A 13424-nucleotide genomic window follows, 5' to 3' on the forward strand; every position below is an offset into this window, starting at 1 on the left:
CCATGGGTCAATTCATCGATCTCACCGCCGCCGACGGCTTCACTTTCTCCGCCTACGTGGCGGAGCCTGCGGGCAAGCCGAAAGGCGCCGTCGTCGTGGTGCAGGAAATCTTCGGCGTCAACTCGCACATCCGCTCGGTAGCCGACGGCTATGCGGCCGACGGCTATCTGGCGGTGGCGCCTGCCACCTTCCACCGCGTGAAGGCGGGTGTCGACCTCGGCTACACCGGCGACGACATGAAGGCCGGCGTGGCGCTCAAGGCCGCGGTCGAGGCATTGCCCGCGCCTGGCGTGCTGCAGGACATCCAGGCCGCCGTCGACTATGCGGGCCGCGCTGGCAAGGTCGGCATCGTGGGCTACTGCTACGGCGGTCTGCTGGCCTGGCGCGCGGCCGCTGGCGTGTCGGGCCTGTCGGCCGCAGCACCGTACTACGGGGGCGGCATGACGGTGGGCGCCGAGCTGGCGCGCAAGCCCAAGGTGCCTGTGCTTGCGCATTTCGGCAGCAAGGACAGCCACATCACGCTGGACACCGTCGAAGCCTTCGCCAAGGCGCAGCCGGAGGTCGAGGTGCAGATCTACGAAGCCGACCACGGCTTCAACTGCGACCAGCGCGGGTCCTACGATGCGCGGGCTTCGAAGCTCGCGAAAGAGCGCACGCTGGCGTTTTTCGCAAAGCATCTGGGCTGAGCGATCACGGCGCGCAGCCACGGGAGCGCAGCGGCGGATTGTTCATCGTTCGTGAACGCGGCGGTTCTTTTTCGGAGCGTTTTCAAACGACGATCAGGTCCAAACTTCATCTCACAGGCAGGCACCACGCAAGCCTGATCTTCCACTCTCAAAGGAATTGAAATGAAGACCTCGAAGCTCCTCGCCGCCGCCGCCCTGACCCTCCTCGCCGCTGTCGGCGCACAGGCTGAAACGTACGACGGCGTACTCACCGTCCGCAGCACGCAAAGCCGCGCAGAAGTGAATGCGCAAGCCGTTGCGACTGCACGCGCCGGCAACATCTACGCCGACGGTGCCAACGCTGGCGTCCAGCCTGCGTTCAACGGCGTTGCCAGCCGCGGCGCCGTCCGGACCGAAGCCGTGGCTGCCGCCCATGCGCCGAACCAGAACCTGGATCGCAAGGCTTTCGTGAACAGCACGATTCCCTCGGCCTATACGAACGGCTCGCTGAAGATTCGCACCGTGCGTCAGGCTGCGCTCTGATCGCCACCTGCAGCGGTCACGCTGCATCCACCGATGACCGGCCCGCGCGCAAGCGTCGGCCGGTTTACTTTTTGGGCTTGGCGCGCATGCCGATGCGCGTCTCGAGAAAGTCGAGCAGCGCGCGCAGCGCGGCGCTGTTGTGGCGACGCTGCAAGTAGGCGGCAGACAGCCACATGTCGCTGCGCACGTAGTCCTGCAGCACGGGCACGAGCTCGCCATGGTCGATGTGCGACTGCACCAGCAGCGTCGGCATGTAGAGCACGCCGAAGCCTTGCATCGCCGCCTCGATCAGTGGCGCGCCTTCGGTCGCGTCCATCCGGCTCTTCACTGCCACGTCCAGTGGCTTGCTCTCGACTTCGAAGCGCCACAGCGGATGCGGGCCCAGGCGTGAATGCGTCAGGACGTCGTGGCGCGCCAGATCGGATGGATGCTCGGGCATGCCGTGCTTCTTCCAGTACACCGGCGAGGCACAGACCACCAGCTTCATCAGCATGAGTTTCCGCACGATCAGGTTGTCGTCCGTGATCGGGCCGAAGCGCAACGCGACGTCGATGGCTTCCTCCGCCAGATCGACCGTACGGTTGCTCAGGTGCAGGCTGATGCTCACCTCGGGGTAGTAGCCAAGGAACTGTGCCAGCAACTTGGGCAGGTCGCCCTGGCCCATGCCGTGTGGCGCGGAGATGCGCAGCCGGCCGGTTGGCCGGCTTGCGTGCTCATGCAATTCGGCCTGCGTGAGCTCCACCATTTCCATCACGGGCTTGCTGCGTTCGAGCAGCAGTGCGCCCGCGTCGGTCAGGCTGACCGATCGCGTGGAACGGTTCAGCAGGCGAACGCCGAAGCGAGATTCAAGCTCCGCAACATACTTGCTGACAGTGGCTTTCGACATGTTCAGCTTGGTCGCGGCACGCGAGAAACTGCCGTGCGCGGCGACCTCGCGAAAGGTTCTTATCAGGTCTAGGCTGTCCATTCGATGGGTCTCATTGTTTCTAGAACGCGAACACGGTGGTTCGTTTTTGCGCGGGTTTTCCCCTATCAATAAGCTCAGAATTCAGTCACAGGCAGGTAGCAATGCCCGCCTGAGCGAACAGGACCTGAGCAGTGAGGCCGTACCAAGAAAAACGGTCTTTTCTCTCCCGACCGGTTCACCCCGCTCCCGAACAGCAAGAGGAAACTGAAAAATGAAGACATCCAAGATCATCGCCGCCGCCGCTCTGTCGATTCTCGCCGTTGCCGGCGCACAGGCCGAAACGTACGAAGGCGTGCAGCAAGTGACCAGCACGCACAGCCGTGCCGAAGTGAACGCCCAAGCCGTTGCGATCGCAGGCACCAACCAATACGCCGAAGGCGCATCGTCTGGCGTGGCACCGGTTCTGTCTGCTTCCGTCGACCGTGCCCGCATCCAGGCCGATGCCGTCGCTACCGCGCATGCACCGAACCAGAACCTCGATCGCAAGGCTTTCGTGAACAGCACCGTTCCCGCTGCTTACCTGAAGCCCAGCGTTTCGTTCACCCGCCAAGCGGGCCTCTGATCCGAACAACGGATCGATCCCTCGTTCCACAGACTTTCATAGAGACATCGACATGAAGACTTCCTACATCCTCGCCGCCGCTGCCCTGTCCATCGCCGCCATGACCGGCGCACAAGCCGAGACCTATGACGGCGTGCAGGCGTCGACCTCGGCACTCAGCCGCGCTGACGTCGGTAGCGAGGCAGCTCGCGCCGCCGCTGCACCGAACCAGAACGTGGCACGCGGTTCGCGCGGCCCCGAAGCCTTCACGGTGTCGAGGGATCGTGCGACCGTGAGCGCCGAAGCCGCTCGCGCTGCAGCAGCGCCGGACCAGAACGTGTCGTCGGGCTCGCGCGTCAACAGCAAGGTTGTGTCGACGATGCAGAACCCGGTCGATCAGGCAGCCGCTTCGCGCGCCAACGGCGCCAGCAAGCTGTAATTCGGACTGTGCAGCCCGCGGGCTGTGCCGAATATGGAAACCCGGACGGTGCCCAGGCGTTGTCCGGGTTTTTCTTTGTGCGGACACTTCGCTGCTCAGGCGCCCCGTGGGTCCGTGCGTCTCACTGTGCCGTGCGTGCGAGATAGCGTTTGCGCCGAAACACCAGAACGAGGATGACCGCGATCACACCCATCGAGGCCATGGCGATCCAGAAGCCATCGGCCTTGTGCACGAGGGGAATGAACTCGAAGTTCATGCCGAAGATGCCGGCGATCAGGTTGAGCGGCAGGAAGATGGCCGTGAGCACCGTCAGCACACGCATGATGTCGTTGGTGCGATGGCTCTGGATGCTGAAGTGCATCTGCACGGCGGTCTCGGCGTTCTGCTCGAGCCTGCGCACGTGATGAACCACGCGGTCGATGTGCTCGAGCACGTCGCGGCTGCGCACCAGGTTCAACTCGTGAATGCGGCTTTCGGGCGCCGTGGCGGGCGTCGGCAACGTCTCGAGCGCATCGAGCCAGTCCTGCATCGCCGCACGTTGGTCGTCGCAGATCTCGTCGAGGTGACGCAATGATTGGCGCGCTGCCATCAAGGCGCTCCAGTTCGTGAAGCGGCTTTTCGGGTCGATCAGTTCGGCCTGCCAGTGATCGAGTTGGCGCGTGAGTTCGCGCCGCAGGTCGAGGTACGCGTCGACGATCTGATTGAGCACACGCAGCATGAGATCGGCTGGCCCGGTTGGAACGCGCGAGGTGGTGGCGCGCACGTCGAGTGCCGGCCCACCGGCGTCGGGCCGGTCGCCCTGGCCGGCCGCGGCGAGCAGCTTGGCGGCGTAGGCATCGCGCACGGCGCCGTCGTCCGGGTGCACCGACAGCAGCACGCGATCGAAGACGGCAAAGCCGACCGGCCGCGTGTCGATGCGCCGCAGCACCGGCGGGCCGGCCTGCGGCGGCGCTGGGACGGAAGCTGCCTGCGAGGAAGTCGCGTTGCTCGCCGCGAGCCGCCTGAACACGATCACGTCGTACTGCGAGGTGTAGTCGTAGTGCGAAGGCAGCTGGTCGTTCAGCAGGTCGCTGATGTGCAGATCGACCAGCGTGACGGCGCACAAGGACTGGAGGATGTGCTGCACGTCGCCGAGAGCGACACGGAATTCCTCCCGCGTGAGCGAGATCCAGAGATAGCCGTTGCGACATGCGCCCGGCTGTGCCAGCGGACCGAGGGCGTCATGTTCACGGACTTGCGAGCCGCTGATCTCGAAGATGCGCATGGTGGTGGAATTGCCTTTCTTCTGTGTGCCGACGCGCCGCGTCGGCCTTCCTGCCGCCGTGCGGGCGGACTCTACTTCTGCAGCAGGCGCGCCGCGTCGAGTGCGAAATACGTCAGCACGCCGTCGGCGCCGGCGCGCTTGAAGGCGAGCAGGCTTTCGAGCACCACGGCGTCGTGATCCAGCCAGCCGTTCTGCGCCGCGGCCTTGAGCATCGCGTATTCGCCGCTCACCTGGTAGGCGAAGGTCGGCACGCGGAACTCGTCCTTCACGCGGCGCACGATGTCGAGGTAGGGCATGCCGGGCTTCACCATGACCATGTCCGCACCTTCGGCGATGTCGATCGCGACTTCCCGCAGCGCCTCGTCGGTATTGCCCGGGTCCATCTGGTAGACCATCTTGTTGCTCTTGCCGAGGTTCTTGGCCGATCCGACCGCGTCGCGAAACGGGCCGTAGAAGGCGCTCGCATATTTGGCGCTGTAGGCCATGATTCGCGTGTGCACGTCGCCGACGGCCTCGAGCGCATCGCGCACCGCACCGATGCGGCCATCCATCATGTCGCTCGGCGCCACGATGTCGACACCGGCCGCCGATTGCGTCAGGGCCTGCTTCACGAGCACTTCGACGGTCGGATCGTTCAATACATAGCCGTCTTCGTCGAGCAAGCCGTCCTGTCCGTGGCTGGTGTACGGGTCGAGGGCCACATCGGTCATCACGCCCAATTCAGGGAAGCGCGACTTCAACGCCGAGATCACTCGCGGAATCAAGCCCTCGGGATTGAAGGCCTCGTCTCCTGACGGTGTCTTCAACCCCGGATCGATCACCGGAAACAGCGCCATGACGGGAATGCCGAGCGTCACGCATTGCTCGGCCACCGGCAGCAGCAGGTCGAGGCTCAAACGCTCCACGCCCGGCATCGACGCGACGGCATCCCGTCGTCGCGAGCCTTCCTGCACGAACACCGGATAGATCAGGTCGTGCGCCGTGAGCGCGTGTTCGCGTACGAGATTGCGGGTGAAAGCATCGCGGCGCAGTCGGCGTGGCCGGCCTGCGGGAAAGGGGGCGTGGAAGGTCATGCGGAAAATTGTGCCCCAGATGCACAACGCGTCGAGGCGCGCTTGGTTGGTAACCCTTTTGACGTTTTCCAGCACTACTTTCGTGGTCTTGTCGATAGTTGATATGTCAAAAAAAGTGTCTTCGACGCTTGATGGCGGGTCGACGCTTTGTTAAATTCTGTCTCGGGCGGCTTGCCGCTCCCCGCTTTTCCTCCCTGAGCGGGTGCCTTGATGTGTGACAGCAAAAGGGCTTCCCAGCCCGGCGTTTTGACGCCGGGCTTTTTTTTGCCCGTATGCGCCGCCTAAACTGGCGTCATGCTCTGGGTCAAATCACTTCACATCGTGTTCATTGCCAGCTGGTTCGCTGGGCTCTTCTATCTGCCGCGTATTTTCGTGAACCTCGCAATGGTGCCGCCGGAGTCCGTGGCAGAGCGTGAACGCCTGCTGCTGATGGCGCGCAAGCTGCTGCGCTTCACTACTTTTCTCGCTGTGCCGGCCATCGCATTCGGGGCATGGCTCTGGCTGGGCTATGGCATCGGTCGCGGCCCCGGAAATGGATGGATGCATGCCAAGCTCGCACTGGTGCTGGTGGTGCTGGGCTACCACCACGGATGTGCGGTGCTCCTGCGCCGTTTCGCCGCCAATGCCAACAGGCGCAGCCATCGTTGGTATCGCTGGTTCAACGAGCTGCCGGTGCTGCTGTTGCTGGGCATCGTGATCCTGGTTGTCGTCAAGCCGTTTTGAGTGGATGGCCGGGGCACGGTGAATACGCATAAGTCAGCCGCTCTGCCGCTCGCGCTCGCCTACGCGGCGCTGATCGTCTATGCGAGCCTGTATCCGTTCACTGACTGGCGCGATCAAGGCATTGCGCCCTGGGCCTACCTGGCTGCGTCCTGGCCCAAATACTGGACGGGTTTCGACCTCGGCATCAATGTCGCGGGTTACATGCCACTGGGTTTCCTGTCGGCGCTCGCCATACTGCGGACGCGGCCGGGCGGCGGACTGCGCGCCGTGCTGCGCGCAACGCTCATCGGCGCGGCGATTTCGTTGACGATGGAGACGCTCCAGAGTTATCTGCCTTCCCGCATCCCTTCCAACGTGGATCTGGGGCTCAACATCCTGGGCGCGTTCGCTGGTGCGGCGATCGCTGCGGCGCTGGAGCATTGGGGCGCGGTCGCGCGGTGGAGCCGCACGCGATCGAACTGGTTCGTCGATGACGCACGCGGGGCGCTCGTGCTGCTGGCGCTATGGCCGGCTGCGCTGATGTTCCCGGCGGCCGTCACGTTCGGACTGGGCCAGGTTTTCGAGCGGCTCGAGGAAGGCGTTGCCGAGTGGCTGATCGATACGCCATTCATCGACTGGATGCCGATGCGCGAATTCGAACTGGAGCCTCTCGTGCCAGGTGTGGAAATGCTGTGCGTGATGTTGGGTGCGCTGGTGCCTTGTCTGCTGGTGTTTCTGGTCACGCGATCGGCGGCGCGTCGGGCCTTGTTGTTGCCCATGACGATCGCGGTGGGCGCCGCGGCCAGTGCGCTGTCGGCGGCACTGAGCTATGGTCCCGAGCACGCCTGGGCCTGGCTCAGCTTGCCGGTGCAGGTGGGCATCGCATCCGCCTTGGTGGTCGGGGCGTTGCTGCTGGCTGCACCGCGACGCCTATGTGCTGCACTTCTCGTGCTCGCGCTGGTGCTGCATCTGAGTCTGTTGAATCAGGCCCCGGAAAGCGCTTATTTCGCGCAGACACTCGCAACCTGGGAACAGGGGCGGTTCATCCGCTTCCATGGATTGGGGCAGTGGCTGGGTTGGCTCTGGCCCTTCGCGACGCTCGGCTACGTATTGGTGGCGCTCTCGCGTCGCTCACCGCGATCCTAGAATCTTCGGATGTCCAGTTCCAACCCAACCGCCACCACCGGCTACTACAGCCGCCACATCTTCTTCTGCTTGAACGAGCGCAAGAACGGCGAGGATTCCTGTGCTCTGCATCATGCGCAGGAGGGGTTCGATCGCTGCAAGTCGAAGGTCAAGGAGGCCGGTCTTGCAGGCGTGGGCAAGGTCCGGGTCAACAAGGCCGGATGTCTCGATCGCTGTGCTGGAGGTCCGGTCGCCGTGGTCTACCCCGAGGAGGTCTGGTACACCTTCGTGGATGGCGATGACATCGACGAGATCGTCGAATCGCATCTGAAGCACGGACGGCCGGTCGAGCGACTCCGGCTGCCGCCGGACGTGGGCCGCTGAGCCCGGCGACGCGGATATTCCTTGAACCTTCCGACGCGGCGGTCATCCATGAAGGCCGGGCAGTCGCCACTTCTTCCGCACCCATGAATTCGCAGACCGAGAAGCTTCAAATGACGGGCGCCGCTGGCGTCATCGAGGTGCAACGTGATCGCCCCGCCGACGGCGTCCTGCCGCGCGGGGTCGCAGTGATCGCGCATCCGCACCCGCTGTTCGGCGGCACGATGGACAACAAGGTCGTGCAGACCTTGGCGCGTGCCTTCGTGGCATGCGGCTGGACGGCGGTGCGCTTCAACTTTCGCGGTGTCGGAGCGAGCGAAGGCGTGCATGACGAAGGTCGTGGCGAAGCCGACGACTTTCGTGCGGTGGTGGCCCAGGCGGCACCCGAAGGCAGGCTTGCCATCGCGGGCTTTTCATTTGGCGGATTCGTGGCTGTCCGTGCGCTGCAGGCGTTGTGGAGCGAGCGCGAGGTCGCGAAGGTTGCGCTGGTCGGTACCAGCGTCGCGCGGGTGCCGCCGGGAGCATTGCCGCTGGACGCACACGAACGCACGCTGGTCGTCCATGGCGAAGCCGACGATACGGTGGCGTTGTCTGACTTGATGGATTGGGCGCGTCCCCAGTCACTTCCTGTCACAGTGATCCCCGGAGGTGGCCATTTCTTTCACGGACAATTGCCGCTCCTCAAGAATCTTGTTGTCCGACATCTCTGCTCGGACTGATTTCCGTCTGTCTGCATCCCCCATGAATCGTTTTTCTGTCGCGCTGCGCGCGTTGATGCTGGCCGCCGCCGCATCGTTCTGCATGTTCGCCGCCGCCCAGGCGCCGGTGCCTCCCGAGATCGCAGCACGCAGTTATCTGCTGCTGGATGTCACCGCCAACCAGCTGCTTGCGCAAAAAGACATCGACAGCCCGGTCGAACCCGCTTCGCTGACCAAACTCATGTCGGCCTATCTGGTCTTCGATGCGCTCAAGGCCAAGAAGATCAGCCTCACGCAGACCCTGCCGGTGAGCGAGCGGGCCTGGAAGATGCCAGGCTCGCGCATGTTCATCGATCCGAAGATGCAAGTGCCGGTCGAGGACCTGATCAAGGGCTTGATCGTGCAATCCGGCAACGATGCAACGGTTGCGCTTGCCGAGGGCGTCGGCGGCACGGTCGAGAATTTCGTGCAGCTCATGAATGAGCAGGCCAAGACGCTTGGCATGAAAAACACCGCCTACAAGAACCCGGAAGGGCTCACGGTGGCCGGCCACACGACCACAGCCCGGGACCTGAGCATCCTGGCGACGCGGCTGATGCACGACTTTCCGGAATACGTGCATTACTACGCCATCAAGAAGTACCGCTATCCCGGCACGCCGTCCACCAACGACACCAACCGCAATCTGCTGTTGTTCCGTGACCCGACGGTCGACGGCCTGAAGACCGGACACACCGACGCCGCGGGCTATTGCATGATCGTGACCGCCAAGCGCGATTTTCCGAATCTGTCGGGTGGTCGGCGGTTGCTGTCGATCGTGCTTGGAACCACTAGCGAAACGGTGCGCGCCAACGAATCCCAGAAGCTGCTGAACTGGGGGTACACCGCATTTGACGCCGTCCGACTTTTCGATGCGAACCAGCCGGTTGCAACGCCCGCGGTCTGGAAGGGTACGGCCAATACGCTGAAGCTCGGTCGCACCGAGCCCATCGTTGTGGCGGTGCCGGCCGGGTCGGCGTCCAAGCTCACGACGCAGGTCGCACGGCCCGATCCGCTGGTGGCGCCATTTGCCAAGAACCAGCAGGTCGGTTCGCTCAAGATCATGCTGGCTGACCAGGCCGTCGCCGAAGTGCCGTTGGTGGCGCTCGAAGGCGTCGAGCAAGCCGGTATTCTCGGGCGCGCGTGGGATGCCGTGCGGCTCTGGATCAAGTAGACGCCGCCGCCCGAGCGCGCGCTGTGCGCCGCATACGCTGTTGCGCTGGCGCCGAGGCGGTTAAAGCGCTATACTCGTGGGCTTTTCGGAAAAAACCGAAGGGTTTCACGTTTTCGCCCATTCTGGGCAACCATTGAAATATTCTCCGGTCGGTTCACGCTTGGACTGGGGTGTTTTTGGGACTTATTCATTCATGCCAACCATCAATCAACTGGTGCGTCAGGGTCGAACGGTCGAGAAGATCAATTCGAAGAGCCCTGCCATGCAGAACTCGCCGCAACGTCGCGGTGTCTGCACCCGCGTCTACACCACGACGCCAAAGAAGCCCAACTCGGCGCTTCGTAAAGTTGCCAAGGTCCGTCTGACCAATGGCTTCGAAGTCATTTCCTACATCGGCGGCGAAGGCCACAACCTGCAAGAACACAGCGTCGTGCTGGTTCGTGGCGGTCGTGTCAAGGACTTGCCCGGTGTGCGTTACCACATCGTGCGCGGTTCGCTCGACTTGCAAGGCGTGAAAGACCGCAAGCAGTCGCGTTCCAAGTACGGCGCAAAGCGCCCCAAGAAGGCTTAAGGCTTTCTGCATAGCGGTGTTCGGCGCGCCTTGGCGGGTGCATCGAACGAAGTGACCCGATCCTGGGTCGAGTAAGTGAGAGTTTTTGTTGACTCTCGCGGTACCTGAAGCGGTGCCAACTGAAGCAAAGAGGTGAAAAAATGCCACGTCGTCGCGAAGTCCCCAAACGTGAAATCCTGCCGGATCCGAAGTTCGGCAATGTCGAGCTGTCCAAATTCATGAACGTGATCATGGAAGGCGGCAAGAAGGCTGTTGCCGAGCGCATCATTTATGGCGCGCTCGAGCAGATCGAGAAGAAGAACCCGGGCAAGGATCCGGTCGAAGCCTTCACGATGGCCATCAACAACGTGAAGCCGATGGTTGAAGTGAAGTCGCGCCGCGTCGGTGGTGCGAACTATCAGGTTCCCGTCGAAGTGCGCCCCGTGCGTCGTCTGGCGCTGTCGATGCGCTGGATCAAGGAAGCTGCCCGCAAGCGCGGCGAGAAGTCGATGGCTCTGCGCCTGGCCAACGAGCTGATGGAAGCCACCGAAGGCCGTGGCGGCGCCATGAAGAAGCGTGACGAAGTGCACCGCATGGCCGAAGCCAACAAGGCTTTCAGCCACTTCCGCTTCTAAAAAACCGTCTTAAAACAGACTGGCTGGAAGCCCGACCTGCCGTGTGGTGGGCGGGCTTTCATCCGTTAATGGAGTAATTTCTCATGGCACGCAATACCCCCATCGAGCGCTACCGCAACATCGGTATCTCGGCGCACATCGACGCTGGCAAAACCACGACGACCGAGCGCATCCTGTTCTACACCGGCGTGAATCACAAGATCGGCGAAGTGCACGATGGTGCTGCGACGATGGACTGGATGGAGCAAGAGCAAGAGCGCGGCATCACGATCACGTCTGCTGCGACCACCTGCTTCTGGAAGGGCATGGCTGGTACGTTCCCCGAGCATCGCATCAACATCATCGACACCCCCGGTCACGTGGACTTCACCATTGAAGTCGAGCGTTCGATGCGCGTGCTCGACGGTGCGGTGATGGTGTATGACGCCGTTGGTGGCGTGCAGCCTCAGTCGGAAACCGTCTGGCGCCAAGCCAACAAGTACCGCGTTCCCCGCCTTGCGTTCGTCAACAAGATGGACCGTACCGGCGCGAACTTCCTGCGTGTTCGTCAGATGATGATCGACCGCCTGAAGGCCAACCCCGTCGTGATCCAGATCCCGATCGGTGCCGAGGACAAGTTCCAGGGCATCGTCGACCTCGTGAAGATGAAGGCGATCATCTGGGACGAAGACAAGGGCGTGACCTTCCAGTACGGCGAAATCCCCGCCGACCTGAAGGATGTCTGCGACGAATACCGCGAAAAGCTCGTGGAAGCCGCTGCCGAATCCAGTGAAGAACTGATGAACAAGTACCTCGAAGGCGAATCGCTGACCGAGGAAGAGATCAAGGCTGCCATCCGTCAGCGCACCATCGCTGGCGAAATCCAGCCGATGCTGTGCGGCTCTGCGTTCAAGAACAAGGGCGTGCAGGCCATGCTCGACGCGGTCGTCGAATACATGCCCGCTCCGACGGACATTCCTCCGGTGAGCGGTACGGATGAAGACGAAGCGCCTGTCGTTCGCAAGGCCGACGACGAAGAGAAGTTCTCCGCGCTCGCATTCAAGCTGATGACCGACCCGTTCGTGGGTCAGCTGACCTTCGTGCGCGTCTATTCCGGCGTGCTGAAGAAGGGTGACAGTGTCTACAACCCCGTGCGCGGCAAGAAGGAACGCATCGGTCGTATCGTGCAGATGCACGCCAACAACCGTGAAGAAGTCAGCGAAATTCGCGCTGGCGACATCGCGGCTTGCGTGGGCCTGAAGGAAGTGACCACGGGCGAGACGCTGTGCGATCCGTCGTCGATCGTGACGCTCGAGCGCATGGTGTTCCCGGAATCGGTGATCTCTCAGGCTGTCGAGCCGAAGACCAAGGTCGACCAGGAGAAGATGGGCATCGCGCTGCAGCGTCTGGCCCAGGAAGATCCTTCGTTCCGCGTGAAAACCGACGAAGAATCCGGCCAGACCATCATTTCGGGCATGGGCGAGCTCCACCTCGAAATCATCGTGGACCGCATGAAGCGCGAATTTGGCGTGGAAGCGAACGTCGGCAAGCCGCAAGTGGCTTATCGCGAAACCATCCGCAAGACCGTCGAAGATGCCGAAGGCAAGTTCGTTCGCCAATCGGGCGGCAAGGGCCAGTACGGTCACGTCGTTCTGAAGGTCGAGCCGCAGGAAGCCGGCAAGGGCTTCGAGTTCGTCGACGCCATCAAGGGTGGTGTGGTTCCTCGCGAATACATCCCTGCGGTCGAAAAGGGTGTCATCGAAGCCTTGGGCCAAGGCGTGCTTGCCGGTTACCCGGTGGTCGACGTCAAGGTCACGCTGCATTTCGGTTCGTACCACGATGTGGACTCGAACGAAATGGCATTCAAGATGGCCGCGATCTTCGGCTTCAAGGAAGGCTGCCGCAAGGCCAGTCCAGTGATCCTGGAGCCGATGATGGCTGTGGAAGTCGAAACGCCTGAAGACTACGCCGGCAACGTGATGGGCGACCTGTCCAGCCGTCGCGGGATGGTGCAAGGCATGGACGACATGATCGGTGGCGGCAAGGCCATCAAGGCTGAAGTTCCGCTGTCGGAAATGTTCGGTTACTCGACCACGCTGCGCTCGATGTCGCAAGGCCGTGCCACGTACACGATGGAGTTCAAGCACTACGCTGAAGCTCCGCGCAACGTTGCAGAAGCCATCGTGGCTGCCCGCGCGAAGTAATTTCAGAAACGCAGGGTCGCGCAGTGCGCGGCCCTTCTTGTCTGCGATCCGGTGCCGCCCTGTTCCCGTGCGGGGCGAATCAGCAATCGGATGCAGACATAAAACCAATACACGGGACATGCTCTTTCAAGGATTGAAAAATGGCAAAAGGTAAATTCACCCGCACCAAGCCCCACGTGAACGTGGGCACGATTGGTCACGTGGACCATGGCAAGACGACGCTGACGGCGGCGATCGCGACGGTGCTGTCGTCGAAGTTCGGCGGCGAAGCCAAGGCCTACGACCAGATCGACGCGGCTCCGGAAGAAAAGGCACGCGGCATCACGATCAACACCGCACACGTCGAGTACGAAACGGCCAACCGCCACTACGCACACGTGGACTGCCCTGGCCACGCCGACTATGTGAAGAACATGATCACCGGCGCCGCCCAGATGGACGGCGC

16 protein-coding genes are annotated in these 13424 nt (G+C 62.6%); 13 read left to right on the plus strand and 3 right to left on the minus strand.

The window, feature by feature from the left end:
• Positions 1 to 2: 2 nt before the first annotated feature.
• Entirely contained in the window at positions 3 to 686 is a 684-nt protein-coding gene (locus AC07PZ_RS30405; protein ID WP_495298913.1) for a dienelactone hydrolase family protein, read from the plus strand.
• 162 nt (positions 687 to 848) lie between these two features.
• Positions 849 to 1208 (plus strand): alpha/beta hydrolase, encoded by a 360-nt coding sequence (locus tag AC07PZ_RS30410; RefSeq protein WP_495298914.1) that lies wholly within the window; start codon positions 849 to 851, stop codon positions 1206 to 1208.
• A 64-nt stretch (positions 1209 to 1272) separates the two neighbouring features.
• On the opposite strand, the gene AC07PZ_RS30415 is transcribed toward AC07PZ_RS30410, so the two are convergent.
• Positions 1273 to 2175, minus strand: coding sequence for a LysR family transcriptional regulator (locus AC07PZ_RS30415; protein ID WP_495298915.1), 903 nt, complete (start codon positions 2173 to 2175; stop codon positions 1273 to 1275).
• Between the two features lie 211 nt (positions 2176 to 2386).
• Between AC07PZ_RS30415 and AC07PZ_RS30420 the strand changes: the two genes are divergently transcribed.
• The gene (locus AC07PZ_RS30420; RefSeq protein WP_495298916.1) at positions 2387 to 2737 is read left to right on the plus strand and encodes an alpha/beta hydrolase; all 351 of its coding nucleotides are present in this window, start codon (positions 2387 to 2389) and stop codon (positions 2735 to 2737) included.
• A 52-nt stretch (positions 2738 to 2789) separates the two neighbouring features.
• Complete coding sequence (locus tag AC07PZ_RS30425; RefSeq protein WP_495298917.1) at positions 2790 to 3155, plus strand: DUF4148 domain-containing protein; 366 nt, start codon at positions 2790 to 2792, stop codon at positions 3153 to 3155.
• A 121-nt stretch (positions 3156 to 3276) separates the two neighbouring features.
• Here AC07PZ_RS30425 and AC07PZ_RS30430 read toward each other — a convergent pair whose 3' ends face one another.
• Both AC07PZ_RS30430 and hemB read right to left on the minus strand, forming a co-directional pair.
• A complete protein-coding gene (locus AC07PZ_RS30430; protein ID WP_495298918.1) occupies positions 3277 to 4419 on the minus strand; it encodes a magnesium transporter CorA family protein in 1143 nt (380 codons plus the stop codon).
• A 71-nt stretch (positions 4420 to 4490) separates the two neighbouring features.
• Positions 4491 to 5492: a porphobilinogen synthase gene (gene hemB, locus AC07PZ_RS30435; RefSeq protein ID WP_495298919.1), complete on the minus strand. Its 1002-nt coding sequence runs from the start codon at positions 5490 to 5492 to the stop codon at positions 4491 to 4493.
• Between the two features lie 294 nt (positions 5493 to 5786).
• Here hemB and AC07PZ_RS30440 point away from each other — a divergent pair, with 294 nt between their 5' ends.
• The 9 genes from AC07PZ_RS30440 to AC07PZ_RS30480 form a co-directional block, all read left to right on the plus strand.
• Positions 5787 to 6215, plus strand: coding sequence for a CopD family protein (locus AC07PZ_RS30440; RefSeq protein WP_495298920.1), 429 nt, complete (start codon positions 5787 to 5789; stop codon positions 6213 to 6215).
• An 18-nt stretch (positions 6216 to 6233) separates the two neighbouring features.
• The gene (locus AC07PZ_RS30445; protein ID WP_495298921.1) at positions 6234 to 7340 is read left to right on the plus strand and encodes a VanZ family protein; all 1107 of its coding nucleotides are present in this window, start codon (positions 6234 to 6236) and stop codon (positions 7338 to 7340) included.
• 9 nt (positions 7341 to 7349) lie between these two features.
• A complete protein-coding gene (locus AC07PZ_RS30450; protein ID WP_495298922.1) occupies positions 7350 to 7703 on the plus strand; it encodes a (2Fe-2S) ferredoxin domain-containing protein in 354 nt (117 codons plus the stop codon).
• 83 nt (positions 7704 to 7786) lie between these two features.
• Complete coding sequence (locus AC07PZ_RS30455; protein WP_495298923.1) at positions 7787 to 8419, plus strand: alpha/beta hydrolase; 633 nt, start codon at positions 7787 to 7789, stop codon at positions 8417 to 8419.
• A 22-nt stretch (positions 8420 to 8441) separates the two neighbouring features.
• The gene (locus AC07PZ_RS30460) at positions 8442 to 9611 is read left to right on the plus strand and encodes a D-alanyl-D-alanine carboxypeptidase family protein (RefSeq protein ID WP_495298929.1); all 1170 of its coding nucleotides are present in this window, start codon (positions 8442 to 8444) and stop codon (positions 9609 to 9611) included.
• A 193-nt stretch (positions 9612 to 9804) separates the two neighbouring features.
• Complete coding sequence (gene rpsL / locus AC07PZ_RS30465) at positions 9805 to 10182, plus strand: 30S ribosomal protein S12 (protein WP_013543948.1); 378 nt, start codon at positions 9805 to 9807, stop codon at positions 10180 to 10182.
• Between the two features lie 140 nt (positions 10183 to 10322).
• Positions 10323 to 10796 carry a 30S ribosomal protein S7 gene (gene rpsG, locus AC07PZ_RS30470; protein ID WP_114968651.1) on the plus strand — a complete coding sequence of 158 codons (474 nt, stop codon included), beginning with the start codon at positions 10323 to 10325 and terminating at the stop codon, positions 10794 to 10796.
• 83 nt (positions 10797 to 10879) lie between these two features.
• Positions 10880 to 12979: an elongation factor G gene (fusA, locus tag AC07PZ_RS30475; protein ID WP_495298924.1), complete on the plus strand. Its 2100-nt coding sequence runs from the start codon at positions 10880 to 10882 to the stop codon at positions 12977 to 12979.
• Positions 12980 to 13119: 140 nt separating this feature from the next.
• Positions 13120 to 13424: GTP-binding protein (locus AC07PZ_RS30480; protein WP_495298925.1), on the plus strand; the 305-nt coding region annotated here is incomplete at its 3' end.

Source organism: Variovorax sp. GW821-FHT10B04 (assembly GCF_059415645.1).

Bases quoted from the DNA above. Each gene is read 5' to 3' on its own strand.
- AC07PZ_RS30420 (WP_495298916.1), top strand. From the start codon at position 2,387: ATGAAGACATCCAAGATCATCGCCGCCGCCGCTCTGTCGATTCTCGCC.
- AC07PZ_RS30460 (WP_495298929.1), top strand. From the start codon at position 8,442: ATGAATCGTTTTTCTGTCGCGCTGCGCGCGTTGATGCTGGCCGCCGCC.
- AC07PZ_RS30425 (WP_495298917.1), top strand. From the start codon at position 2,790: ATGAAGACTTCCTACATCCTCGCCGCCGCTGCCCTGTCCATCGCCGCC.
- rpsG (WP_114968651.1), top strand. From the start codon at position 10,323: ATGCCACGTCGTCGCGAAGTCCCCAAACGTGAAATCCTGCCGGATCCG.
- AC07PZ_RS30410 (WP_495298914.1), top strand. From the start codon at position 849: ATGAAGACCTCGAAGCTCCTCGCCGCCGCCGCCCTGACCCTCCTCGCC.
- AC07PZ_RS30405 (WP_495298913.1), top strand. From the start codon at position 3: ATGGGTCAATTCATCGATCTCACCGCCGCCGACGGCTTCACTTTCTCC.
- AC07PZ_RS30440 (WP_495298920.1), top strand. From the start codon at position 5,787: ATGCTCTGGGTCAAATCACTTCACATCGTGTTCATTGCCAGCTGGTTC.
- rpsL (WP_013543948.1), top strand. From the start codon at position 9,805: ATGCCAACCATCAATCAACTGGTGCGTCAGGGTCGAACGGTCGAGAAG.
- fusA (WP_495298924.1), top strand. From the start codon at position 10,880: ATGGCACGCAATACCCCCATCGAGCGCTACCGCAACATCGGTATCTCG.
- AC07PZ_RS30430 (WP_495298918.1), bottom strand. From the start codon at position 4,419: ATGCGCATCTTCGAGATCAGCGGCTCGCAAGTCCGTGAACATGACGCC.
- hemB (WP_495298919.1), bottom strand. From the start codon at position 5,492: ATGACCTTCCACGCCCCCTTTCCCGCAGGCCGGCCACGCCGACTGCGC.
- AC07PZ_RS30455 (WP_495298923.1), top strand. From the start codon at position 7,787: ATGAATTCGCAGACCGAGAAGCTTCAAATGACGGGCGCCGCTGGCGTC.
- AC07PZ_RS30415 (WP_495298915.1), bottom strand. From the start codon at position 2,175: ATGGACAGCCTAGACCTGATAAGAACCTTTCGCGAGGTCGCCGCGCAC.
- AC07PZ_RS30450 (WP_495298922.1), top strand. From the start codon at position 7,350: ATGTCCAGTTCCAACCCAACCGCCACCACCGGCTACTACAGCCGCCAC.